Raw genomic sequence first — 24,329 nt, forward strand, 5'->3', positions numbered from 1 at the left:
AGCAATGCACAAAATAAAGAGCCGCTGTCATGTATCAATCCCTTTCTTTTTTATAGAAAAAACCCTTCTTTTAGATCATTTTATTTGTGACCAATAGTTACTTAAACTCCGCTTTTTTTCAATATTGTCACAAACACTGTAGGTCAAAAGGTTTTTATTGGTAGAACGCTGTGGTTTTTCCATATTTTTTGATTTATGATATCTGCATAAATGTTATGTGAGGGAGCAGGTACGATGGTCAATCGAAAGGATAGATTAACCGACAAAGATTATAAAATCATATCCGATCACGCTGGAAACGCAGAGAATTACCAGCAGAACCATACGATAGAAGTAGGTCAGCATACGCTCACTGTCAACGATTTTCTAAAAATAGATCATCAATTATATGGTTTAACGATGCAGCAGGAACAGTCAGATGAGTTCATTGTCGCGTTTCACTGTCCTCTGCCAAAACAAATGACGGTGACATCGACACAAGATGTTCAAACGGCTACCCAATCATTGTTAAAAACGGATTATGCCTACCCCATTGAAAGAAAATCCTTAGCCGGGAAACAAGATCATGTCTTTTTTAAAGGGAAGGAATACATCGAGGACGTCTGTCAGAAGCACCCGAATGCAACCATCTATCTCACTGGACAAGCGCTTGCCGGTGCTGTTTGTGCTTACATTGCGACAGAACAGCCAGCTGTCAAAAAAGCCATCACATTCGATAGCCCAAATATATGGAGCAGCCTGGCACCTTCCATTCAGCAAAAAGCAGTAGAAGGAAAATATACCCATGTTCTCACGGAATATATTCAACCCAATCATTATGTAGGTTTACTCAATCGCCATGATCATGGAGTTGGACAAGTCAAGTACACCGTACCACCCCGGGAGCAGGGATCGGTCCAAGAATCCATAAAATATAAACCAAGAGAAATTGACACCTTTTTAAGATCAGCTTTTGCATCAATGAATATAGAGTGGAACGAATCATTTGATACAAATGCATTTTTAGCTCTCGTTTCAGGAGAATTCAAAGTAAATGGGTATTCATTCCATTCGAATGGAACCGCTCGTATTTTAGATGAACAGCTTGATCACAATACAAGTTTTACAGCGATGCTTTTACAAGAAATCCATTCAGGCCGTGCATATGCACAAAGCGGGCTTGAAATTATCATAAAATCCCATTTACTAAAAAATTCATCATATGATCTACAAAGTATTATTGAACATGAAGTACACACTGTATTTGAGAAAATAGATGGAATTGATGATAGTGTAAAAGATGCCGTCCATCATGTAAAACAAGAACTGAAAGGACTTGTCGGCTTCGGTCACTATGATTTATTAACCCATAGCGATGTAGAAGCACTGTTAGAGGAAGTAAGGATGGAGCAGCCGCAATCAACCTTTTATTCTCATGAAAAACAACTGAATGCCTTGTACACCTTGAGAGACTACGAACAAGAACTTTCCACCCTTTCAAGACATATGTACACAATGGGTGATGACTATGCCAAGGCAGATAGACGCCTTGCGATGCAAATGGGTATTCGTTAAGAAAGGAGTCGCCATATGATCAATCAAAATAAACCTCCTAGTGACGCCCAGCGTTTCTTGCAAAATGTGAGTGCCCGCCGCTCCATGTCTGTATTCGAAAGTCAATCTGCACCACAAACACAATCTCAATCACCTGAAGAAATTGCCGCTATTCAGGCCATGCGCAGAGAAGGACAACGAAAAGATTTAAAGCGATTGCTGAAAATGCGGCTTCACGACGAATTGGCAAATACCCGCATGCACTTGGAGTACCAATTATCCAAAACAGAAGACATGATGAACCAGACAACCATTGTCAAACAGCATGTATCCCAGCATTTAAAGGGACAAGCCATCTCAGAAATAGAGGAACGCATGCAGCGTCTTCAGCACATGCCTGTATATGACGATATCAAGGAAGCGATTGAGTCCATTCGGATAAAATAAACACTTCTCTTTGAAAGAGAGGTGTTTATTTTATTTTATCAGTATAATTTTTAGAACGGAAAAATATCTTTTTACTTAAAATCGGATACAGCATTAAACAGACAAGCAAATAAAGATTGAGCAAGCTGTAAATCGGATACAAGAAAGCAATCAAATCAGCAAATCCAAGAGAGGTTAAAGGTGCCATCAAAAGAAGCATGATGAATACAATGAACCAGCGGGGCATTCGTACAAAAGAGAGCATGCGGCTGGATAAACCAAATAATCCCGCAGCGGTTGTTGTATAAATCGCTAAACAAAGAACAATGGTCATAAACACAAACAATGATGTTGGTGCCCCCTCTAATACTGTAAACAAAGGAATCCCCTCTGCTGAAAGACTCCCAGAAATATCAACTAGTATTTCGTTATACACATAAGAAATGACACCAAAAATCAAGCCGCTTAATATACTCGCAACCTTGGCCTCTCCAAGCCCCTTCATTTCTTTCCCCACTGAAGAAAGCACCGCCACAACAGATAATATATTCAAAGAAGCAAAGACGATACTGGCAGGCCAATTGTATTGCTGGCCAAAATCAATTCTCCATATATGATCATGATTCATATAATAAAAAACAAACGCATAGATGAGCCCCACCACCAAAATTGGTATAATGAAAGCATTCACAGATAAGAGACCTTTCACATCCCAGAAAAAAATCATAAATGAAAATAAACAAAATGCACCGATTCCAACCCAAAATGGCACATGATACATCTCAAGTGTCACCCCGCCACCGGCAATCATGACTGTTGTTGTCGTGAATAGATAAAGAACAATTAAAATATCATACACCTTGGCCAGCCAAGGACCTACAAGACGCTCTAACACCGGCACAAAATGATCGGCACGAACCTCATAACTGATTTTTAACACCACATAGGTCGACAGCATAAACATGAGCGTAAACAGTAGAATGGCTAGTCCGCTATCAAGGCCAAAAAACTGCCAAATTTCTTGACCGGAGGCATATCCCGCTCCTATCAAGCTTCCTAAAATTAAAAGCGTCCACCTTGAACCAGCCTTCCACACAATCATCACCTCATAGGTATAGAATTAAGCTTGTTTCCGTATACTGATACTAACTACTATGACAAGGAAGTGAGACCTATGAATAGCAAGAACGGTCTTTTTTTAAGAAATAGGGTGAAAGAATACGTGTCCCATACGGATACAAATGCCATTCAGCAGCTTAAAAGTATTTTATTCTCGCATCTTCAGAAAGCAGGAAAAAGACCCGTTGCCATCGTCTGCATAGGAACAGACCGCTCAACCGGTGACTCTCTAGGTCCACTTGTAGGAACAAAGCTTTCAAGTCTTGATTTAAAAAAGCTGCATGTATACGGCACTCTCTCTGACCCAGTGCATGCGGTCAATTTAAAGGAAAAGCTCGCTGAAATTGAACAAGCTCATAAACATCCATTTATCGTAGCCGTTGATGCCTGTTTAGGGAGAGTGAAAAGTGTAGGATCGTTTCAAATTGGAGAAGGACCGTTAAAGCCCGGTGCAGGTGTCCAAAAAGAGCTTCCAGAAGTAGGCAATATTCATATTAATGGAATCGTCAACGTGAGCGGTTTTATGGAATACTTCGTTCTCCAAAACACACGTCTCCATCTTGTGATGTCTATGGCCAATACACTGTCTGAAAGTCTATCCCACATTGATCAAATGGATTGGACGAGAGAAAAAAGCCGTTCTCTCTTCACCCCTATTCAAAATATCACGGGAAGAATATAAAAAAGACCATCTCATATCAAGATGGTCATTCCGATAATTCTCTCGTAGAAAGCAATTCAAGGATTCTTTCTAAATCTTCATTTGAGAGAAATTCAATCTCAATTTTCCCTTTTTTCTTCTGTTTCTTGATCGTCACTGAAGTACCAAAGTAATTTTGTAAGAAAGATTCTCTTTCTTTCAACATGCGATCCTTTGGTGCTTCTTTTTTCTTTGTTTCACGTGGAACATTTTCATTTAATTGCTGAACAAGTTTCTCAACCTGACGGACATTTAATCCTTCGTCCACGACCTTCTTTACCAATGGCGCCAGCTTCTTTTTGTTTTTCAAACTAAGCAGCGTGCGTCCATGTCCCATGGATAATGTTCCATCTGCAATCAGCTTCTGTACTTCATCCGGTAATGTTAATAAACGAAGGTGGTTCGCAATATGCGGTCTGCTTTTGCCTAATCGCTTGGCTAATTCCTCCTGAGTCACACTTAAGTGATCTAGTAAGGAGGCATAGGCTTCCGCTTCCTCTAATGGAGATAAATCCTCGCGCTGTAAGTTTTCTAAAAGAGCGATCTCCCTCATCAGTGTTTCTGAAAATTCCCTGACGATCGCAGGAATCGTTGTCAAACCAGCTTGTTGTGCTGCACGGAAACGGCGTTCTCCTGCGACAATGTCATATCCTTTAATCGATTTACGAACAATAATCGGCTGTAAAACACCGTGCTGCTGAATTGATTCTTTGAGATCAGACAATGCATCATCATCAAACGTTTTCCTTGGCTGATAAGGGTTTGGGCGCAAATCCTTCAACTTAATTTCTTCGACAGTTTCTTCATTGGAATCCACATTGTTAAATAGCGCATTAATACCCTTTCCAAGACCTTTAGCCATTCGCGTCCACTTCCTTTGCTAAGTCTAAATAGACATCTGCACCTCTTGAACGTGGATCATACAAGATAATAGGTTTCCCATGACTAGGCGCTTCACTTAGTCTCACATTCCTCGGAATCACAGTCTGATAGACTTTATCTCTAAAGTATTTTTTTACTTCTTCGATGACTTGGATTCCAAGATTTGTTCTTGCATCAAGCATTGTCAGTAAGACACCTTCAATGGCAAGGTCGGTATTTAGATGTTTCTGCACAAGACGAACCGTATTCAACAATTGACTCAATCCTTCAAGTGCATAATATTCACACTGAACCGGTATTAAAACAGAATCGGATGCAGTTAACGCATTAATCGTCAGTAACCCAAGTGATGGCGGGCAGTCAATAATCATATAATCATAATTTTGCTTCACAGATTCAAGTGCTCTTTTCAGCCTCACTTCACGTGAGATCGTAGGCACAAGCTCAATTTCCGCCCCTGCAAGCTGTATCGTCGCAGGAATGACATCAAGATTTTCGACCTCTGTCGTCTTAATCACATCAAGTACATCTGCATCGTCTACTAAAATATCGTACACGCACTTCTCTACATCGGCCTTCTCAATCCCAATACCACTCGTGGCATTTCCCTGCGGATCAATATCAACTAACAACACTCGTTTTCCTATGTATGCTAAACACGCACCCAAATTAACAGAAGTTGTCGTCTTCCCAACGCCGCCCTTCTGGTTGGTAATCGCTATGATTTTCCCCACGATGTCACCCACTTTCAACTTAACAAGTTTCTCATTCATTCATACTTCCTATTCTATCAAAAAAAGTATGAAACGTTTGCTTTTTTTGTTTCTCCATTATAAATTCGTGAATGAATCTGTGTTTCCGTACATGGATAGATGCATAAAAATGCGCTTCGAAGATATATTAATATATCTTTTTGAAGAAAATAACGAGACAAAAAACCCCCACTTTTCCTGAAAAGTGAGGGAGATACAATCAAAAGTTTAACCCGCCAATTTTACGGCCTTCGCTCACAATGACTTTAGGTGTCACTGTTTTATAGTTCTTCTTTTTCAAAAACCCATAGGGTGCTTTAATGGTAAATGTCGCATGTCCAACAGCGTCCCCGGTTTTTGCGTAAGCCTGCCATACAATCTTTGAACAATATGTAGGGTCCAAGGATTGAATAGACATAGTGATCGAATATCGAGCCTTCGGATGGTCTTTCACGTAATCGTGCGCCCAATCCCCAGCTAAATCTGCCTTTTCCTGATGATTAATCCGAATCACCTTTGTATTGGCACTATAGCGAAACCAGCTTTGAATGGAATCAATATTTGGATGCTGCCGGAACCCAGGAATAGATGCATAGCTTTTCTCATTAATGACGATGCCTGCATGACCAATTAAACCATTCAAAGCACCAGTGCTCGTCACCAATATATCCCCTTTTTGAGGCATAATATCGGTTCCAGGATACGGTTTACCAAAAAGATGGCGAATGGTATTCGGCCTTTCATCTGTTACCATTTCATCCTGTTTGTTTTGCCGTAAGCCATAGTTCTCCAAATCATCATCAGCTGTGATCACATCGATCGCATCGTCCTGAGACGCTTGCTCTTGATTTAATTGTTGAACCGTTACATCTGTCGAAACCACACCTTGTTTCTTCAGAGTACTCAGTTCTTCTTTCGTAATCGTTTCTTCTTCCGCTGAATGAGTATTATGATTCGTTGACGTGCTCACAGCAAATACAGTCGTTTCATTTGAAAAAAGAGAAAAAGAGAATAGTAAATAACAGATAATAGCAAAAATAGTCTTTTTCATTTTCATCGGTTACATGTCACCTCCCTTCTACTATGAAAATCATATTTTACCAATTAATTAATAATAAGTAAATATCATGAATTGAAGGGAGAGAAAGACAAAAAAGCTGACGAGTAATGCTCATCAGCTTCTTTCTATTTAGGAATTCGAATCGTTAATTGGATATATTCCTCAAATTCTTCTTCCTCGGTATTTATTTTAAGTCCGCTGTCTTCTACCATGTGGAGAGACTGACGAATGGTATTCATCGCAATTCGCGTATCTCGGCTAAACGCCTTACGTTTCGGCTTCGGTTTGCGATCTGTTTTTTGTTCAAGCATCTTCACTACACGCTCTTCAGTCTGTTTCACATTCAGCTGCTTTTCGATGATTTCCTGCAACAGCGTGATCTGTAATTCTGGCAGCTTTAGAGGTACAAGTGAACGGGCATGCCTCTCAGAGATTTTTTTCTCCAAAATGGCTTGCTGTACCTCTTCAGGCAACTTTAAAAGTCTTAGTTTGTTTGCAACAGTCGATTGTCCCTTACCTAAACGCTGAGCAAGCGCTTCTTGCGTTAAATCATGAAGCTCTAAAAGACGTGCATAAGCATGAGCCTCTTCAATTGCAGACAGCTCTTCTCTTTGCAAATTTTCAATCAATGCCACAGATGCCGTTTCCGTATCAGTAAAATCTTTTATAATAGCGGGGATCTTCTCCCATTGAAGAGTTTGTACCGCTCTCCAACGTCTTTCGCCGGCGATCAGTTCATATTTTCCTTCTTCTTCTGTTGGTCTAACAACAATCGGTTGAATAATGCCATGGGTATGAATGGTTGTGGCCAGCTCTTGTATCTTTTCTTCTGAAAAAATGGTGCGTGGCTGAAAACGGTTAGGCATAATTGTGTCGACCGGGAGCTCCTGTATCTCTTCCTTTAATGTTTCATGCTCAGCAATCTCTGCCTCTATTTCGGTATCACGCTCAGGATGTTCTTTGTCACCAAGCCCGAAGAAGCGTGAGAGTGAATGCTTCATGAACCTACACCACCTTTAAAAACTACCTTTTTATAATTCTATTTTCTCATGTTTTTTCCTTCTGTAAAATCATAAATATTGAAGAAAAACCGACCTTTTACATGATCAACCCTCTATTGGCGATTTATTAGGTGTTCCTGGTTTTCTAGGATATTTTTTTGGTGTTTGTTTTTTCTTTTCAATGACAATGATGTTCCGTTCGCTTTCTTCTAAAGGAAGAACAAAGGAATGCTTTTCAACAACCTCTCCTCCGAGGACAGTAACGGCTTTTTTTCCTGCTTGCATCTCTTCATCTGCAGCAGATGCTTTTAATGCAACAAACAAACCTTCCTTTTTCACAAGAGGCAGGCATAGTTCGCTCAAGACAGATAAGCGCGCAACTGCTCTAGCGGTGACAAGGTCATAGCTTTCACGTTGATCTTTACGTTGTCCAAAGGTCTCCGCACGATCATGATAAAAAGTAGTATCTTGTAAGTTTAACCCTTTTGCTAACTCATTGAGAAACGTAATGCGTTTCTGGAGAGAATCAACAATGGTCACATGTAGATGAGGGAAACAAATTTTAAGAGGAATGCTTGGAAAACCAGCACCAGCTCCAATATCACAAATTGTTGTCACATTGTGAAAATCAATAAAAAATGCTGCTGATATCGAGTCATAAAAATGCTTTAAATATACTTCTTCCTTTTCTGTAATGGACGTTAAATTCATCTTCTCGTTCCATTCTACAAGCATATGGAAGTAAGTTTCAAATTGTTCAAGCTGCACTGGAGAAAGAGTGATCCCTTTCTCCTCTAGTGCTGCTGTAAATTGTTCAATGTTCATGCCGACATCCTTTCTACTCTGCTATCTTCGCAATACGTCCCTGCTCCAAATACACTAAAAGGATAGAAATATCAGCAGGGTTAACGCCTGAAATACGAGAAGCCTGTGCAACAGAAAGCGGTCGGACTTCTTTTAGCTTTTGCTTCGCTTCAGTTGCAATCCCTTTGATGGCATCATAATCGATTCGATCCGGAATCTTTTTGTTTTCCATCTTTTTCAGCTTTTCAACTTGTTGGAGCGACTTTTCAATATAACCTTCATATTTAATTTGAATCTCTACCTGTTCACACACATCAGCAGGAAGCTGTGTGTCAGCAGGAGCTAGTTTCACAACAGATTCATAGTTCATCTCTGGACGCTTCATCAGATCACTAGCGCGAATACCGTCCTTCAATTCACTTCCACCAAGAGAACGGATATATTCCTGTGTCTCTGCTGTAGGTTTAATAATGACAGAATATAAACGTTTTTTCTCTGCTTCAATAGCCTCTTTTTTCTGTGTGAATGCTTGGAATCTCTCTTCAGAAATTAAACCAATGTTATATCCAAGTTCCGTTAATCTTAAATCAGCATTGTCATGACGCAGAAGTAAGCGGTACTCTGCACGAGAAGTTAAAAGACGGTAAGGTTCATTTGTACCCTTCGTGACAAGATCATCAATGAGAACACCGATATATGCATCAGATCGGCTTAAAATGACTTCTTCTTTACCCAATGCTTTTCTTCCTGCATTGATACCTGCCATAATTCCTTGACCTGCAGCTTCCTCATAACCAGAGGTACCATTGATTTGGCCAGCTGTATATAATCCAGAAATTTTCTTCGTCTCAAGTGTCGGCCACAATTGTGTAGGCACAATCGCATCATACTCAATGGCATAACCCGCTCGCATCATTTGTACATTTTCAAGCCCTGGAATGGTTGACAGCATTCGCTGCTGTACATCCTCTGGCAGACTTGTAGATAAACCTTGAACATACACTTCTTGCGTATTACGGCCTTCTGGCTCTAAGAAAATTTGATGTCTCGGTTTATCATTAAAACGAACCACCTTATCCTCAATAGACGGGCAGTATCTAGGACCTGTTCCTTTAATCATACCTGAATACATAGGAGAACGGTGAAGATTCTCATCAATAATTTGATGAGTCTCTAAACTCGTGTATGTTAACCAGCATGGTAATTGATCTGTAATATATTCCACAGTTTCATAAGAAAACGCACGTGGTACATCGTCACCTGGTTGAATTTCCGTCTTACTATAATCAATCGAGTGGCTGTTTACTCGAGGTGGTGTCCCAGTTTTAAAGCGAACCAAATCGAATCCTAATTCTGCTAGATGATCCGATAATTTAATGGAAGGCTGCTGATTATTAGGACCGCTTGAATAAGAAAGATCCCCTAAAATAATGCGGCCTTTTAAGAAAGTACCAGTCGTTAGAACAACAGACTTCGCGCGATAATTTGCACCTGTTTGAGTCACAACACCTTTACATTCATCATCTTCTACAATTAAATGGTCTACCATCCCTTGCAGCATTGTTAGGTTTGGTTCATTTTCCATTGTTTTTTTCATTTCGTGCTGATATTGAAACTTATCTGCTTGCGCTCTTAACGCACGGACAGCAGGTCCTTTCCCAGTATTCAGCATACGCATTTGAATATGCGTCTTATCTATATTTCGTGCCATTTCTCCGCCTAGCGCATCAATTTCTCTGACGACAATCCCTTTAGCGGGACCTCCTACGGACGGATTACATGGCATAAAAGCAACCATATCGAGATTGATGGTCAATACAAGTGTTTTGGCGCCCTGTCTTGCAGAAGCAAGAGCAGCCTCAACACCAGCATGACCGGCACCGACGACGATTACATCATATTGGCCAGCTTCATAACCCATTTCTTTTGTTCCTCCCTTTACTTTCCTAAACAGAATTGAGAGAATAACTGATCAATTAAGCTTTCATGAACAGCATCCCCAATAATTTCACCTAGCTGCTCCCAACAGCGTGTTAAATCTATTTGAACAATGTCGATCGGTACATCCATTTCAATTCCTTCTAGAGCATCCTCAATCGATTGTTTTGCTTCTTGAAGGAGCGCAATATGCCTAGTATTGCTTACATATGTTAAATCTCCACTTTCAATTGAGCCAGTGAAGAATAAAGATTGAATGGCCATTTCAAGCTCATCAATCCCTTTTTCTTGTAATAAAGATGTTGTCACGACTGGACGATCTTTCGCTAACTCTTTTACTTTTTCTACATCAAGTTTAGGCTCAAGATCAGTCTTATTGACAATCACAATAATATCCATACCCGAGACAGCCTCAAATAGCTTAATATCTTCCTCAGATAACTCTTCACTATAATTGAGCACAAGTAAAATCAGGTCAGCTTCTTTTAAGACCTGTCTTGATCTTTCGACCCCAATACGCTCAACAATGTCTTCAGTCTCACGTATACCTGCAGTATCTACTAAACGGAGCGGTACTCCTCTTACATTCACATATTCCTCGATGACATCTCTAGTTGTACCAGGAATATCGGTCACAATCGCCTTTGTTTCCTGAACAAGACTATTTAATAAGGAAGACTTCCCAACATTTGGCCTTCCAATAATAACAGTAGATAATCCCTCACGAAGGATTTTCCCCTGCTGTGAAGTCGTTAGAAGCGATTCAATTTCCTTTTTCACAGATGTCGCCTTTTCAACTAAGACTCGATGTGTCATTTCTTCCACATCGTCATACTCTGGATAATCAATATTCACTTCTACATGGGCAAGTGTCTCCAATATCTCACCACGAAGACGTTTAATCAAACCGGAGAGACGTCCCTCCATTTGAGTCATTGCGACATTCATCGCACGGTCAGTTTTTGCACGAATCAAGTCCATGACGGCTTCTGCTTGTGACAAGTCGATTCTTCCATTTAGGAAAGCACGTTTTGTAAACTCACCTGGCTCCGCTAATCTCGCTCCTTCTTTTAAAGCAAGCTGCAAGACTTTATTGACCGTGACAATTCCGCCATGGCAGTTGATCTCAATAACGTCTTCTCTCGTAAATGTTTTTGGCGCTCTTAATACAGACACCATGACCTCTTCTATCACTTGCTCGGTACTTGAATCTACAATATGACCATAATGAATTGTATGAGAATCCACTGATACAAGTTTTTTCTCCTTAGGCCCCTTATACATGCGATCAGCAATCTGAACTGCATCAGGCCCGCTTAAACGTATAATGGCAATTGCCCCTTCACCCATTGGTGTAGAAATTGCTGCAATTGTATCCACCGCTCATTCACCTCTTTCTCTATTCAATAGACAGTCTTATATCTATTAAATGGACGTTGTCCATCTCTATATCAAAAACGCTTAATCCAAAATTTAAAGATACCATAAATGCATGCGAAGCGAAAGTAGCCCACATTTAATTATCCACAGTTTTGCACCCTGTCTATTTTAACACTTAACTTATCCACATGTGAATAACGACGTTCTAAACTTGTCTTCACATCTTACACCTAAATCCAATAAATTAAAACGCCCTTCTCCCTTTGCAACTAAGGGAAAATGACGTTTTCGATCTAAATAACACACTAACTTTTTAGAAATAAAGGAGGAATCTACTATTAAAAGTTAATTTTTCAATAAAAAAAGACTAAAATCCAGCTTTGCTGAATCTTAGCCTTTCTGCTATTTTTTATACATCACCACAACATGACGCTTGCTGCCTGTATCTTCGGATGCCGTGGCAAGTTCTTTAGAAAATGCTGCAATCGTATCATGAACGACTTTTCGTTCATTCGAAGGCATCGGTTCTAAATGAACCTTTCTCTTCGTTTTTAAAACACGATTTGCCGTTTTGATTGCGTATTGTTCAAGTGCTTCTTGTCGTTTCTTCCTATAATCTCCAATATCAATTGTAATATGATGATACTGATCAGAATAACGATTAAACACTAACTGCACCAAGGTTTCTAAAGAGTACAGTGTTTGTCCTCTTTTTCCAATCATTAATGAAGTTTTGTCTCCATCAATGTGAAAAGAGATCTTTTTCGTTTCTTTTTTCGAAACAATGTTTGCTTTAGGATCAATTGATTTAACAATTTTATCTAAATACTGTGTTGCTAATTTGAGCGCATCTCGCTTTTCTACTAACTTGACAACAGCTTGTCTTTTACCAAATAATCCTAAAAACCCTTTGTTTCCTTCATCTACTATTGTGATATCTACTTCTTCTTGTAGTAGTTGAATTTGTTTCAGTCCGGAATCTACTGCTTCTTCGACTGTGCGACCGACAGCAGTTATTTCCTTCATTTTTTGTTCCCGCCAGCTTTTTCTTTTGTATCAACTTTTACTTGAGGTGTTTTAATGACCAACGTTTGAATGATCATGAAAATGTTACCTACAACCCAGTACAGTGAAAGTGCCGCTGGGAAACTGATTGCAAATACAATGATCATAATTGGCATCACCCAAAGCATAATCGCCATTTGAGGGTTGTCCGAAGGATTTCCAGCCATCATTAGCTTCTGCTGAATAAAAGTAGCTACACCTGCAATAATCGGTAGCAGGAATAATGGATCTGGACTGCCTAAGTCAAACCATAAGAAAGTATGCTTCTTGATTTCAGCTGTTCTCATGATCGCATGATAAAAACCAATTAAGATTGGCATTTGAATTAAGATTGGGAAACACCCTGCTAATGGATTTACACCATTCTTTTGGAAAAGAGCCATTGTTTCCTGTTGAAGCTGCTGCTGTGTTTTTTGATCTTTTGAGCTATATTTTTCACGAAGCTTCTTTAGTTCTGGCTGAAGTGCTTGCATTGCTTTTGTACTTCTTAACTGTTTAATCATTAATGGTAAAATGAGCAAACGAATCAAAAGAGTTACAATAATAATCGCTACACCATAGTTTTCACCAGTTAAGTTTGCCATGTAAGTGATTAATTGAGATAGCGGGTATACAATGTAAGAATTCCAGAATCCCTTACTATCTGATGTGATTGGTTCATTGATTTGTGTACATCCTGCCAATAGAACCAACACGCCAATCAAGCTAAATATTAGTAATAATCGCCTTTTCAACAAGATTCCTCCCATTACTTCAAACTTTATTTAAGTTGGAATTGATTACGAAAGTGACTCACCTAATCAGTATGGTAACATTTTTTCATTACAAAGTGGTGGTTTCATTTTAATTCACTAGATGAAGGAAGCGCTTTTAAAAATTGATTCAACGAAAGTTTCTATTACGAAGACTTTTTCGGTTGTTGTTGATAAACAGCGGATTTTCTAAATAAATGCTGGAGAGACTTCTTTGTTTCTTCAAAGGTCAATTCGCTTGCTGGTTTTCGTGCGATAACAATGTAGTCTTTTTCTTGCTTTAGCTTATGACCTTCCTCTAAGAACACCTGACGGATCAATCGTTTAATCCGGTTTCTTATCACTGCATTACCTATCTTCTTACTGACAGACAATCCTAAACGCAGTTCTTCTTGATCTGGTTGGTCCAGCTGATAAATGACGAATTGGCGATTAGCCATTGATTGACCTTTTTTGAACACTGTTTGAAACTCTTCATTTTTTTTTAGCCTGTTTCGCTTCTTCATGTTTTCTTCCACTCCGATAAAAACTGACAATTCATTTACGATTTTATGTAAAAAAGACCACTGACATTATTCAGTGGCCTAAGCTGATAATTTTTTTCTACCTTTGCTGCGGCGTCGCTTTAAAACTAGACGTCCGTTTTTAGAACTCATACGGCTGCGGAAGCCATGAACTTTACTACGCTTACGGTTATTTGGTTGAAACGTTCTTTTCATTTATGACACCTCCCTGAGGAATAGCTGTTTAAGACAGTCTAACTCATTATATTTGTGTAACCCATCGATTGTCAATATCAATGATAAAACTCTTATTATCAACCTTATAAGCATAACACAAGTTATCAAGTGAAGAAACCTTCTTTTTTAGTTTCCAGCATTTTATTCTTTTTTTCCTTCAAAAAAACCTTCAAAACAAGGTTGTGGATATTTTTCCGGCATATTTTGACTATCCACATCCATTATCGACATTTTTTTCACACAAATAACCTATGTGGATAATTATTTTTCAACAGGATGTAAAGTGTGTGGATAAGTTTGTGACACCCATTGCACCATCTTGTTTATTTTGATATTATATTTGTGTTTTAACTCTTAATTACTTATCTGGCCTATTTACCTTATCCACAATTTGTGGATAACCTGTGGAAAGTTATTACACAGCTTGTTGAATTGTTTATCCACAACCTGTGTAATTTGTCGAAAAGACGTTTTTCTACTATATTAATTGTTTTCAACAAAGTATGTGCACGAATGGTGATGACCATTTGCTCTTTTTCGTGTTCTATAACAGTTTGATACTGGTCATTTTAAAAAGAAAAGGAGGGGGGAGAAGCCTTATGGAAAATATTTTGGATCTGTGGAATAAAGCACTTCAAAAAATAGAGACAAAATTGAGCAAACCTAGTTTTGAAACATGGATGAAGTCCACTAAAGCCCATTCTCTTCAAGGAGATACGCTGACTATTACTGCACCTAATGAATTTGCAAGAGACTGGCTCGAGTCAAGATACCTTCACTTAATTGCAGATACCATCTATGAACTGACAGGCGAAGAGCTCAGCATCAAATTTATCATTCCTCAAAATCAGGACGAAGAGGAAGCCATGCCAAAATCTCCAATCAAAAAAATGTCGAAAGAAGAACCCGTTGAAATTCCACAAAATATGCTGAATCCAAAATATACATTTGATACTTTTGTTATTGGTTCAGGCAACCGTTTTGCTCATGCCGCTTCACTTGCAGTCGCAGAAGCACCAGCAAAAGCATATAACCCGCTTTTTATTTATGGGGGCGTTGGTTTAGGAAAGACTCACTTAATGCATGCGATCGGTCATTACGTCATCGATCATAATCCATCAGCCAAAGTGGTCTATCTATCATCTGAAAAATTTACAAATGAATTTATCAACTCAATCCGGGACAACAAAGCAGTCGATTTCCGTAATCGCTATCGGAATGTAGATGTGCTTTTGATAGATGATATTCAATTTTTAGCAGGAAAAGAACAAACACAAGAAGAGTTTTTCCATACATTCAACACACTTCACGAAGAAAGTAAGCAAATCGTCATTTCTAGTGACCGTCCGCCAAAGGAAATTCCGACACTTGAAGACAGATTACGCTCTCGATTCGAATGGGGCTTAATTACAGACATTACCCCGCCAGATCTAGAAACGCGTATTGCGATCTTACGTAAAAAAGCAAAAGCAGAAGGTTTAGACATTCCGAATGAAGTCATGCTTTATATTGCCAATCAAATCGACAGCAACATTCGGGAACTGGAAGGTGCTTTGATTCGTGTTGTTGCTTACTCTTCTTTAATCAATAAAGACATCAATGCTGATCTAGCAGCTGAAGCCCTAAAGGACATCATTCCTTCATCGAAACCTAAGGTGATTACAATTAAAGATATTCAAAGAATTGTAGGGCAGCAATTTAATATTCGATTAGAAGATTTCAAAGCGAAGAAACGTACGAAATCAGTTGCTTATCCAAGACAAATTGCGATGTATCTCTCTAGAGAAATGACCGATTCCTCTCTACCTAAAATCGGAGAAGAATTTGGTGGACGAGATCATACGACCGTCATTCATGCTCATGAGAAAATTTCAAAATTAATCGTTGAAGATGAACAGCTTCAGCAGCATGTCAAAGAGATCAAAGAACAACTAAAATAATCAAGCTGATAAGATAAGTACGGGAAAATGTGAATAACTAGAGCATAGTCATACACAGTCTGTCCACATGTGGATAGGCTGTCTTTCCTTTCTTTCTACTGACTTATCCACATATTCACAAGCCCTACTAGTACTTCTACGATTTTTATTAAATAAATATATATACATGTCATTAAGAAAAATTAGGAGGACCACTATGAAATTCACGATTCAAAAAGATCGTCTTGTTGAAAGTGTCCAAGATGTATTAAAGGCCGTATCCTCTAGAACAACGATTCCTATTTTGACAGGGATTAAAATTGTTGCATCTGACGAAGGGGTTTCTCTCACAGGGAGCGATTCTGATATCTCAATCGAATCTTTTATTCCTCAAAGAGATGGAGATTTAGAAGTCATTACAATTGATCGACCAGGAAGTATTGTGCTGCAAGCCCGCTTCTTTAGCGAAATCGTTAAGAAACTGCCTATGTCTACTGTCGAAATTGAGGTAGAACAAAATCATCTGACCATCATCCGCTCTGGTTCAGCAGAATTTAATTTAAACGGCTTAGATGCTGAAGAATATCCGCATCTGCCACAAATTGAAGAGCATCATGCTTTTCAAATTCCAACAGATTTGCTTAAAAACCTTATCCGTCAAACGGTTTTCGCAGTGTCCACCTCAGAAACACGACCTATCTTGACAGGTGTAAACTGGAAGGTTGAAAAAGGTGAATTAATATGCACAGCAACGGATAGTCATCGTCTTGCTTTAAGAAAAGCGAAGTTGGATATTAACGAGGAAAGCTCGTACAATGTGGTCATTCCTGGAAAGAGTTTAACAGAGCTAAGTAAAATTCTTGATGATGGACAAGATCTTGTGAGCATCGTCATTACGGAGACACAGGTTCTCTTTAAAGCACAGAACGTGCTGTTCTTCTCAAGATTGCTGGATGGTAATTACCCAGATACAGCTCGCCTCATTCCGCAAGAAAGTAAAACGGATGTAGTGGTGAATACGAAAGAATTCCTTCAAGCGATTGATCGCGCGTCACTTTTAGCAAGAGAAGGGCGTAACAACGTTGTGAAGCTTTCTGCTGATCCTGCGCAAAGCCTTGAAATTTCTTCTAATTCGCCTGAAATCGGTAAAGTAGTTGAAACGGTGCAAGCAGATGACATTAAAGGGGAGGATCTCAAAATCTCTTTCAGTCCGAAATATATGCTTGATGCTTTAAAAGTATTAGAGGGAACAGAGATTCATGTCAGTTTCACTGGCGCAATGAGACCATTCCTATTACGAACGCCAAATGATGATTCCATTTTGCAATTGATTCTTCCAGTTAGAACGTATTAATTTGGTCTAAAATGGCTGCTGTGTGAGCGCACAGCAGCTTTTTTCCTCATTTCCTCAGCTTTCTTTCATCCCAGTTCGCTTTCCCCCTTTCCTTCTTGTCTTGTTTTTTAGTACAATTAGATATTAGTGATATTGAAAGAGGTCGATACAATGCCTAATCTGATAACGATTGAAACAGAAATGATTACATTAGGGCAGTTTTTGAAATTAGCCGAAGTCATTCAATCTGGTGGAATGGCGAAGTGGTTTTTAAGTGAACATGAGGTGTTCATCAATCAAGAGCCAGATAATAGACGGGGACGCAAATTATACCCAGGTGATGTTGTCGAGATAGAAGGTCACGGCACATTTCAAGTTGTGAATTAGAAACGGGTGACAATACATGTACATTCAAAGTCTGGCGTTAACTTCATACCGAAACTATGAACACACCGAGCTTCAATTCGACAATAAGGTGAATGTGATGATTGGTGAGAACGCCCAAGGTAAAACGAACCTGATGGAAGCGATCTATGTATTGTCGATGGCAAAGTCTCATCGTACGTCAAATGATAAAGAACTTATCCGATGGGACGAAGACTATGCTAAAATAGAAGGTAGAGTCATCAAAAAAAATGGTCCACTCCCCATGCAGCTCGTGATCTCAAAAAAAGGAAAAAAGGGCAAGGTCAATCACATTGAACAACAGAAACTCAGTCATTATGTTGGTGCCTTGAACACCATCATGTTTGCACCAGAGGATCTCAGCCTTGTGAAAGGTAGCCCGCAAATCCGCAGAAGATTCCTCGACATGGAGATTGGACAAGTGTCTGCTGTCTACTTGCATGATTTATCGCTCTATCAAAAAATCCTCACTCAGCGAAATCATTACTTGAAACAATTGCAAACAAGAAAGCAAACGGATCAAACGATGCTGGAGATTTTAACAGAGCAGTTGATTGATGCGGCAGCGAAGGTTGTCAAAAGACGACTGACTTTTACGAAACAGCTCGAAAAATGGGCGCAGCCGCTGCATTTTGGGATTTCAAGAGAGCTGGAAACGCTCACGCTCCAATACCAGACGGCCATAGAGGTATCAGAAGCGTCAGACTTGTCGAAAATAAAAAATAGCTATGAAGAATCGTTTCAGAAACTAAGAGACAGAGAAATAGACCGAGGGGTGACGCTATGGGGGCCTCACAGAGATGATCTTCTTTTCTTTGTGAATGGTCGGGATGTTCAGACATATGGCTCTCAAGGGCAGCAAAGAACAACAGCTCTTTCACTAAAGCTGGCAGAAATTGATCTGATTCATGAAGAAATCGGTGAATACCCAATTCTTCTACTCGATGATGTTTTATCTGAACTTGATGATTACAGACAGTCTCATTTGCTCCATACCATTCAGGGACGTGTACAGACCTTTGTCACCACTACGAGTGTTGAAGGCATCGATCACGCCACCCTGAAAGAAGCGGAAATTTTCAGAGTAGCCAGTGGAAAAGTAATTGACTGATAAATGAGGTGTGAGTCTTGTATATTCATTTAGGTGATGATTGTGTTGTTTCTACACGAGAGATTGTCGCAATTGTTGATTACAAAATGAGGTCATCTTCTGTTGTAGAGGAATTTCTTCAAAAACAAGAAGAACAAATCATTTCGTTGTCACAAGGGACACCCAAATCCATCGTCGTCACAACTGAATCCGTGTATTACTCTCCTCTTTCCTCAAGCACGCTCAAAAAACGTGCTTCATTTGTGATTGAAATTGAAGTCTAAAAGCTCAATTCATATAAATATATCGTTTAAGAAAAGTGTAGGTGAATGTACGTGGCAATGGAACAGCAACATAATAGTTATGATGAAAATCAGATACAGGTGCTCGAAGGACTAGAAGCGGTTAGAAAACGTCCAGGAATGTACATTGGGTCAACCAGTGCAAAAGGACTTCACCATCTTGTATGGGAAATTGTCGACAACAGTATTGATGAGGCTTTAGCTGGTTATTGTACAGACATTACAGTGCAAATTGAAAAAGATAATAGCATCACAGTGAAAGATAACGGCCGCGGAATTCCTGTTGGGATTCACGAAAAAATGGGACGTCCTGCTGTAGAAGTCATTATGACGGTTCTTCACGCTGGTGGTAAATTTGACGGCAGCGGTTATAAAGTATCTGGCGGTCTGCATGGTGTAGGGGCATCTGTTGTTAATGCGTTATCTACGACCTTAGACGTGACTGTATACCGTGATGGAAAAATTCATTATCAACAATTCAAACGCGGTGTTCCAGTTGGAGATTTAGAGATCATCGGTGAAACAGATGTAACAGGGACAACCACTCATTTTGTGCCAGATCCAGAAATTTTCACTGAAACCATTGAATTTGATTACGACACACTTGCTAACCGTGTACGTGAGTTAGCTTTCTTAACAAAAGGCGTCAACATCATCATTGAAGACTTACGTGAAGGCAAAGAACGAAGAAACGAATACTGCTATGAAGGCGGTATTAAGAGCTATGTAGAACATTTGAATCGCTCGAAGGAAGTCGTTCATGAAGAACCAGTTTACATCGAGGGTGAAAAAGACGGAATCACCGTTGAAGTTGCACTGCAATACAACGATTCCTATACAAGCAATATTTATTCTTTCGCCAATAACATCAACACATATGAAGGTGGATCACACGAAGCTGGCTTTAAAACCGGTCTGACGCGTGTCATCAATGATTATGCTCGTAAAAATGGCGTATTCAAAGATGGTGACTCGAATTTGAGCGGAGAAGATGTACGAGAAGGCTTAACAGCCATTATCTCTATCAAACATCCAGACCCTCAATTTGAAGGACAAACGAAGACAAAGCTCGGTAACTCAGAAGCAAGAACCATTACCGACTCCCTCTTCTCCGAAGCACTTGAGAAATTCCTCTTAGAGAACCCTGATGCTGCAAAGAAAATTGTGGAGAAAGGTGTGATGGCAGCTCGTGCAAGAATGGCTGCCAAAAAGGCACGTGAGCTGACAAGACGTAAAAGTGCACTGGAAGTCTCTAGCTTGCCTGGGAAACTGGCAGACTGTTCTTCTAAAGATCCTTCCATCTCTGAGCTTTATATCGTAGAGGGAGATTCTGCGGGCGGATCTGCTAAGCAAGGTCGTGATCGACATTTCCAAGCGATCTTACCGTTAAGAGGGAAGATCCTAAACGTTGAAAAAGCCCGACTAGATAAAATTTTATCTAACAACGAGGTTCGTTCAATGATTACAGCGCTAGGGACTGGAATCGGAGAAGACTTCACTTTAGAGAAAGCACGTTATCACAAAATTGTGATCATGACTGATGCTGATGTTGATGGAGCGCATATACGGACGCTACTCCTAACATTCTTCTATCGCTACATGCGTGAAATCATTGAAAACGGTTATGTGTATATTGCACAGCCGCCTTTATATAAAGTGCAGCAAGGAAAGCGTGTTGAATACGTGTATAACGATAAACAGCTAGATGAACTGTTAAAAACACTACCTCAAACACCGAAACCTGGACTTCAGCGTTATAAAGGTCTTGGAGAGATGAATGCTACTCAGCTTTGGGAAACAACAATGGATCCTGATGCGAGAACACTTCTTCAAGTGACACTTGAGGATGCAATCGATGCTGATGAGACTTTTGAAATGCTAATGGGAGATAAAGTAGAGCCGAGACGTAACTTTATCGAAGAAAATGCACAATACGTAAAAAATCTTGATATTTAGATAGGTATCCCCCCTTGAGAGCAACCTTATTTCTTGTTTGGAATAAGGTTGTTTTTCAAGAAACAGGGGCGTGAAACGAATGTCCTGGTTTTCTGCGATTCGTCGATTTTCTAGTAAATAAATGTGTATAAAGGCAAGATTATTGATATAATGGAGAATAGTCTTGTGAAGATAAATACATATTTTACTCCCACATAATTTATTTCATGTGATACGTAAAGGGAGGTTCTTATAGTGAGTGAACAACATACACCAAATGTACGCGAAGTGAATATTAGCCATGAAATGCGTACGTCCTTTTTAGATTATGCAATGAGTGTTATTGTTTCGCGTGCATTACCAGATGTGCGAGACGGATTGAAGCCCGTGCATCGAAGAATTTTGTATGCGATGAATGACCTAGGTATGACAAGTGATAAACCATTTAAGAAATCGGCACGTATCGTTGGGGAAGTTATCGGTAAGTACCACCCTCACGGTGATAGCGCTGTATATGAAGCGATGGTTCGGATGGCGCAAGATTTCAACTATCGTAATATGCTGGTTGAAGGGCACGGGAACTTTGGTTCTGTCGATGGAGACGGCGCAGCAGCCATGCGTTATACCGAGGCACGTCTTTCTAAAATTTCGATGGAGATCCTGCGTGATATCACAAAGGACACCATTGATTATCAAGATAACTACGATGGCAGCGAAAGAGAGCCAGTCGTTATGCCTGCTAGGTTCCCGAACTTATTAGTGAACGGGGCAACAGGAATCGCTGTAGGGATGGCAACGAATATCCCGCCTCACCAACTAGGTGAAGTGATTGATGGGGTATTGGCAATTAGTCAAAATCCTGAAATGACGACACAGGAACTAATGGACATCATTCCAGGTCCAGACTTCCCAACTGCGGGACAAATCATTGGGCGAAGCGGTATTCGTAAAGCGTATGAAACAGGACGCGGCTCTATTACATTACGTGCAAAGTCAAACATCGAAGAAACATCTAGTGGTAAGCAGCGCATTGTTATCAACGAGATTCCTTATCAGGTTAACAAAGCTCGTTTGATCGAAAAAATCGCAGATCTTGTCCGTGATAAAAAGATTGATGGCATTACAGATCTTCGTGATGAATCTGACCGTAATGGAATGAGAATTGTCATTGAACTACGAAGAGACGCAAACGTCCATGTTCTATTAAACAATCTTTATAAACAAACGACACTTCAAACGTCCTTCGGTATTAACTTGCTTGCACTTGTTGATGGACAGCCGAAAGTGTTATCTCTCAAACAATGTCTTGAATATTACCTTGAGCATCAGAAAGTGATTATTCGTCGAAGAACGGCGTATGAATTGCGTAAAGCGGAAGCAAGAGCTCATATTTTAGAAGGCTTAAGAATTGCGCTTGATCACTTAGATGAGGTCATTGCCTTAATTAGAGGCTCTCAAACTGCTGAAATTGCAAGAAATGGTTTGATGGAAAACTATAGCTTGTCTGAAAAACAAGCACAGGCCATTCTCGATATGCGACTCCAGCGTTTGACTGGTTTAGAAAGAGAGAAAATAGAAGATGAATACAAAGGGCTTGTTGAATTGATTGCTGAATTGAAAGCCATTCTAGCAGACAATGAGAAAGTTCTAGAAATCATTAGAGAAGAATTAACAGAAATCAAAGAACGCTTCAATGATACGCGCCGCACAGAAATTGTGACAGCGGGTATAGAAACAATCGAAGACGAAGATTTGATTCCTGTTGAAAATATTGTGATCACACTGACTCATAATGGTTATATTAAGCGCCTGCCTGCATCAACATACCGCAGTCAAAAAAGAGGCGGTAAAGGTGTACAAGGAATGGGAACCAACGAAGATGATTTCGTTGAACAGCTGATCTCAACATCTACGCACGATACGATTCTCTTCTTCTCTAATAAAGGGAAGGTTTATCGAGCGAAGGGCTATGAGATCCCTGAGTTCGGACGAACAGCGAAAGGGATTCCGATTATTAACCTTCTTGAAGTAGAAAAGGGAGAGTGGATAAACGCCATTATTCCAGTCAGCGAATTTGATGAAGATTCGTATCTCTTCTTTACAACAAGACACGGTGTCTCGAAACGAACGTCATTGTCTCAATTTGCAAACATCCGAAACAATGGTTTGATTGCACTCAGCCTGCGTGATGAAGATGAATTGATGGCTGTTCGTTTAACCAATGGTGAAAAACAAATCATCATCGGAACGAAAAAAGGAATGCTCATTCGTTTCGACGAGACAGATGTTCGTGAAATGGGACGTACAGCAGCTGGAGTTAAAGGGATCACACTTTCTGAGGATGACATCGTCGTTGGAATGGAAATCCTTGAGCCAGATGCAAACGTATTGATCGTAACTGAAAAAGGTTATGGTAAATTAACGCCTGAAAAAGAATATCGTGTCCAAAGCCGTGGTGGTAAAGGTCTGAAAACATGCAAGATCACTGACAACAACGGTCCGCTTGTTGCAGTGAAGGCGACTAACGCTGAAGCTGAAGAAGACTTGATGATTATTACAGGTAGTGGTGTCATCATCCGTATGGCCGTTTCAGATATCTCCACAACAGGCCGAGTCACTCAAGGTGTCCGCCTGATCCGTCTAGGTGATGATGAACATGTCGCTACAGTGGCATTAGTAGAACAATCACCAGAAGACGATGAAGAGAATAGTGAAGAAAACGTAGAGTCAGATCAAGAGCAATCAGAGTAAAAATAAAGCCGGTTTTTCACCGGCTTTATTTTTTTTGAAAAAACATGATTTTTTTTGAAATTAATAATGCTTTTTTCATAGATATGTGTTAATCTTTCAAAGGAGCAAAAAGAGGCTCTATTTTTTATCTCTTTTACAACAAAACTTCTTAAAAAAATAAAATGTTTTTCAAGAAAAATGTTGACTGTTGATAGAGATATATGATATATTTAAGTGGTCGCTTTGAGAGAGTGACAAACAAGTTCTTTGAAAACTAAACAAGACAAAACGTACCTGTTAATTCGAGTTTTTATAAAAAAATCCTATGATATTTCATAGGTAGTCAGTCAAACTGGCGAAAAACAAAACTTCGGTTTTGAACTTTTTCGGAGAGTTTGATCCTGGCTCAGGACGAACGCTGGCGGCGTGCCTAATACATGCAAGTCGAGCGGACAGAAGGGAG

22 protein-coding genes are annotated in these 24,329 nt (G+C 39.7%); 10 read left to right on the forward strand and 12 right to left on the reverse strand.

What is annotated here, in order from left to right; translation table 11 throughout:
• Positions 1–234: 234 nt before the first annotated feature.
• Positions 235–1,554, forward strand: coding sequence for a phage hydrolase (locus tag V7L95_RS07195; protein WP_035704112.1), 1,320 nt, complete (start codon positions 235–237; stop codon positions 1,552–1,554).
• A gap of 15 nt (positions 1,555–1,569) precedes the next feature.
• The gene (locus V7L95_RS07200) at positions 1,570–1,980 is read left to right on the forward strand and encodes a hypothetical protein (protein ID WP_041092136.1); all 411 of its coding nucleotides are present in this window, start codon (positions 1,570–1,572) and stop codon (positions 1,978–1,980) included.
• Between the two features lie 25 nt (positions 1,981–2,005).
• Here V7L95_RS07200 and V7L95_RS07205 read toward each other — a convergent pair whose 3' ends face one another.
• Positions 2,006–3,061 (reverse strand): hypothetical protein, encoded by a 1,056-nt coding sequence (locus tag V7L95_RS07205; RefSeq protein WP_080589171.1) that lies wholly within the window; start codon positions 3,059–3,061, stop codon positions 2,006–2,008.
• A 72-nt stretch (positions 3,062–3,133) separates the two neighbouring features.
• Here V7L95_RS07205 and yyaC point away from each other — a divergent pair, with 72 nt between their 5' ends.
• Positions 3,134–3,760 (forward strand): spore protease YyaC, encoded by a 627-nt coding sequence (gene yyaC, locus V7L95_RS07210; protein ID WP_025208343.1) that lies wholly within the window; start codon positions 3,134–3,136, stop codon positions 3,758–3,760.
• Positions 3,761–3,785: 25 nt separating this feature from the next.
• Here yyaC and V7L95_RS07215 read toward each other — a convergent pair whose 3' ends face one another.
• From V7L95_RS07215 to rpmH, 11 genes are all read right to left on the reverse strand, one after another.
• Entirely contained in the window at positions 3,786–4,640 is an 855-nt protein-coding gene (locus tag V7L95_RS07215) for a ParB/RepB/Spo0J family partition protein (RefSeq protein ID WP_048001991.1), read from the reverse strand.
• Entirely contained in the window at positions 4,633–5,394 is a 762-nt protein-coding gene (gene soj / locus V7L95_RS07220) for a sporulation initiation inhibitor protein Soj (protein WP_008360890.1), read from the reverse strand. The genes V7L95_RS07215 and soj overlap by 8 nt, the downstream gene beginning before the upstream one ends.
• Positions 5,395–5,632: 238 nt before the next feature.
• A complete protein-coding gene (locus V7L95_RS07225; protein WP_156061472.1) occupies positions 5,633–6,469 on the reverse strand; it encodes a YiiX/YebB-like N1pC/P60 family cysteine hydrolase in 837 nt (278 codons plus the stop codon).
• Between the two features lie 128 nt (positions 6,470–6,597).
• Complete coding sequence (gene noc / locus V7L95_RS07230) at positions 6,598–7,473, reverse strand: nucleoid occlusion protein (protein WP_024718432.1); 876 nt, start codon at positions 7,471–7,473, stop codon at positions 6,598–6,600.
• Between the two features lie 105 nt (positions 7,474–7,578).
• On the reverse strand, positions 7,579–8,298 hold the full coding sequence (rsmG, locus tag V7L95_RS07235) for a 16S rRNA (guanine(527)-N(7))-methyltransferase RsmG (protein WP_007497477.1): 720 nt from the start codon (positions 8,296–8,298) through the stop codon (positions 7,579–7,581).
• 13 nt (positions 8,299–8,311) lie between these two features.
• A complete protein-coding gene (gene mnmG / locus V7L95_RS07240) occupies positions 8,312–10,198 on the reverse strand; it encodes a tRNA uridine-5-carboxymethylaminomethyl(34) synthesis enzyme MnmG (RefSeq protein ID WP_017359869.1) in 1,887 nt (628 codons plus the stop codon).
• Between the two features lie 17 nt (positions 10,199–10,215).
• Entirely contained in the window at positions 10,216–11,595 is a 1,380-nt protein-coding gene (gene mnmE, locus V7L95_RS07245; protein WP_017359868.1) for a tRNA uridine-5-carboxymethylaminomethyl(34) synthesis GTPase MnmE, read from the reverse strand.
• A 402-nt stretch (positions 11,596–11,997) separates the two neighbouring features.
• On the reverse strand, positions 11,998–12,621 hold the full coding sequence (jag, locus tag V7L95_RS07250; RefSeq protein ID WP_035390148.1) for an RNA-binding cell elongation regulator Jag/EloR: 624 nt from the start codon (positions 12,619–12,621) through the stop codon (positions 11,998–12,000).
• Positions 12,618–13,400, reverse strand: a complete 783-nt coding sequence (gene spoIIIJ, locus V7L95_RS07255; RefSeq protein WP_089374159.1) for a YidC family membrane integrase SpoIIIJ — start codon at positions 13,398–13,400, stop codon at positions 12,618–12,620. Before spoIIIJ ends, jag begins: the two co-directional genes overlap by 4 nt.
• Before the next feature lie 158 nt (positions 13,401–13,558).
• Entirely contained in the window at positions 13,559–13,918 is a 360-nt protein-coding gene (gene rnpA, locus V7L95_RS07260) for a ribonuclease P protein component (protein WP_035390150.1), read from the reverse strand.
• A gap of 78 nt (positions 13,919–13,996) precedes the next feature.
• On the reverse strand, positions 13,997–14,131 hold the full coding sequence (rpmH, locus tag V7L95_RS07265) for a 50S ribosomal protein L34 (protein ID WP_008360908.1): 135 nt from the start codon (positions 14,129–14,131) through the stop codon (positions 13,997–13,999).
• Between the two features lie 620 nt (positions 14,132–14,751).
• On the opposite strand from rpmH, the gene dnaA reads away from it, so the two are divergent.
• The 7 genes from dnaA to gyrA all read left to right on the forward strand — a co-directional run bounded on the left by dnaA (position 14,752) and on the right by gyrA (position 23,887).
• Positions 14,752–16,092 (forward strand): chromosomal replication initiator protein DnaA, encoded by a 1,341-nt coding sequence (gene dnaA, locus V7L95_RS07270; RefSeq protein ID WP_008347594.1) that lies wholly within the window; start codon positions 14,752–14,754, stop codon positions 16,090–16,092.
• A gap of 196 nt (positions 16,093–16,288) precedes the next feature.
• Positions 16,289–17,425 (forward strand): DNA polymerase III subunit beta, encoded by a 1,137-nt coding sequence (gene dnaN, locus V7L95_RS07275; RefSeq protein ID WP_008347596.1) that lies wholly within the window; start codon positions 16,289–16,291, stop codon positions 17,423–17,425.
• Between the two features lie 150 nt (positions 17,426–17,575).
• Entirely contained in the window at positions 17,576–17,791 is a 216-nt protein-coding gene (yaaA, locus tag V7L95_RS07280) for a S4 domain-containing protein YaaA (protein ID WP_008347598.1), read from the forward strand.
• 16 nt (positions 17,792–17,807) lie between these two features.
• Complete coding sequence (gene recF / locus V7L95_RS07285) at positions 17,808–18,920, forward strand: DNA replication/repair protein RecF (RefSeq protein ID WP_017368464.1); 1,113 nt, start codon at positions 17,808–17,810, stop codon at positions 18,918–18,920.
• A gap of 17 nt (positions 18,921–18,937) precedes the next feature.
• Entirely contained in the window at positions 18,938–19,183 is a 246-nt protein-coding gene (locus V7L95_RS07290; protein WP_008360920.1) for an extracellular matrix/biofilm biosynthesis regulator RemA family protein, read from the forward strand.
• Between the two features lie 57 nt (positions 19,184–19,240).
• Entirely contained in the window at positions 19,241–21,157 is a 1,917-nt protein-coding gene (gene gyrB, locus V7L95_RS07295) for a DNA topoisomerase (ATP-hydrolyzing) subunit B (protein ID WP_025206585.1), read from the forward strand.
• A 234-nt stretch (positions 21,158–21,391) separates the two neighbouring features.
• Positions 21,392–23,887 (forward strand): DNA gyrase subunit A, encoded by a 2,496-nt coding sequence (gene gyrA, locus V7L95_RS07300; protein ID WP_058214360.1) that lies wholly within the window; start codon positions 21,392–21,394, stop codon positions 23,885–23,887.
• Positions 23,888–24,329 lie beyond the last annotated feature (442 nt).

The sequence above is a fragment of the Bacillus sp. PPSBB_11 genome, from assembly GCF_038023285.1.
Taxonomy (GTDB): domain Bacteria; phylum Bacillota; class Bacilli; order Bacillales; family Bacillaceae; genus Bacillus; species Bacillus altitudinis.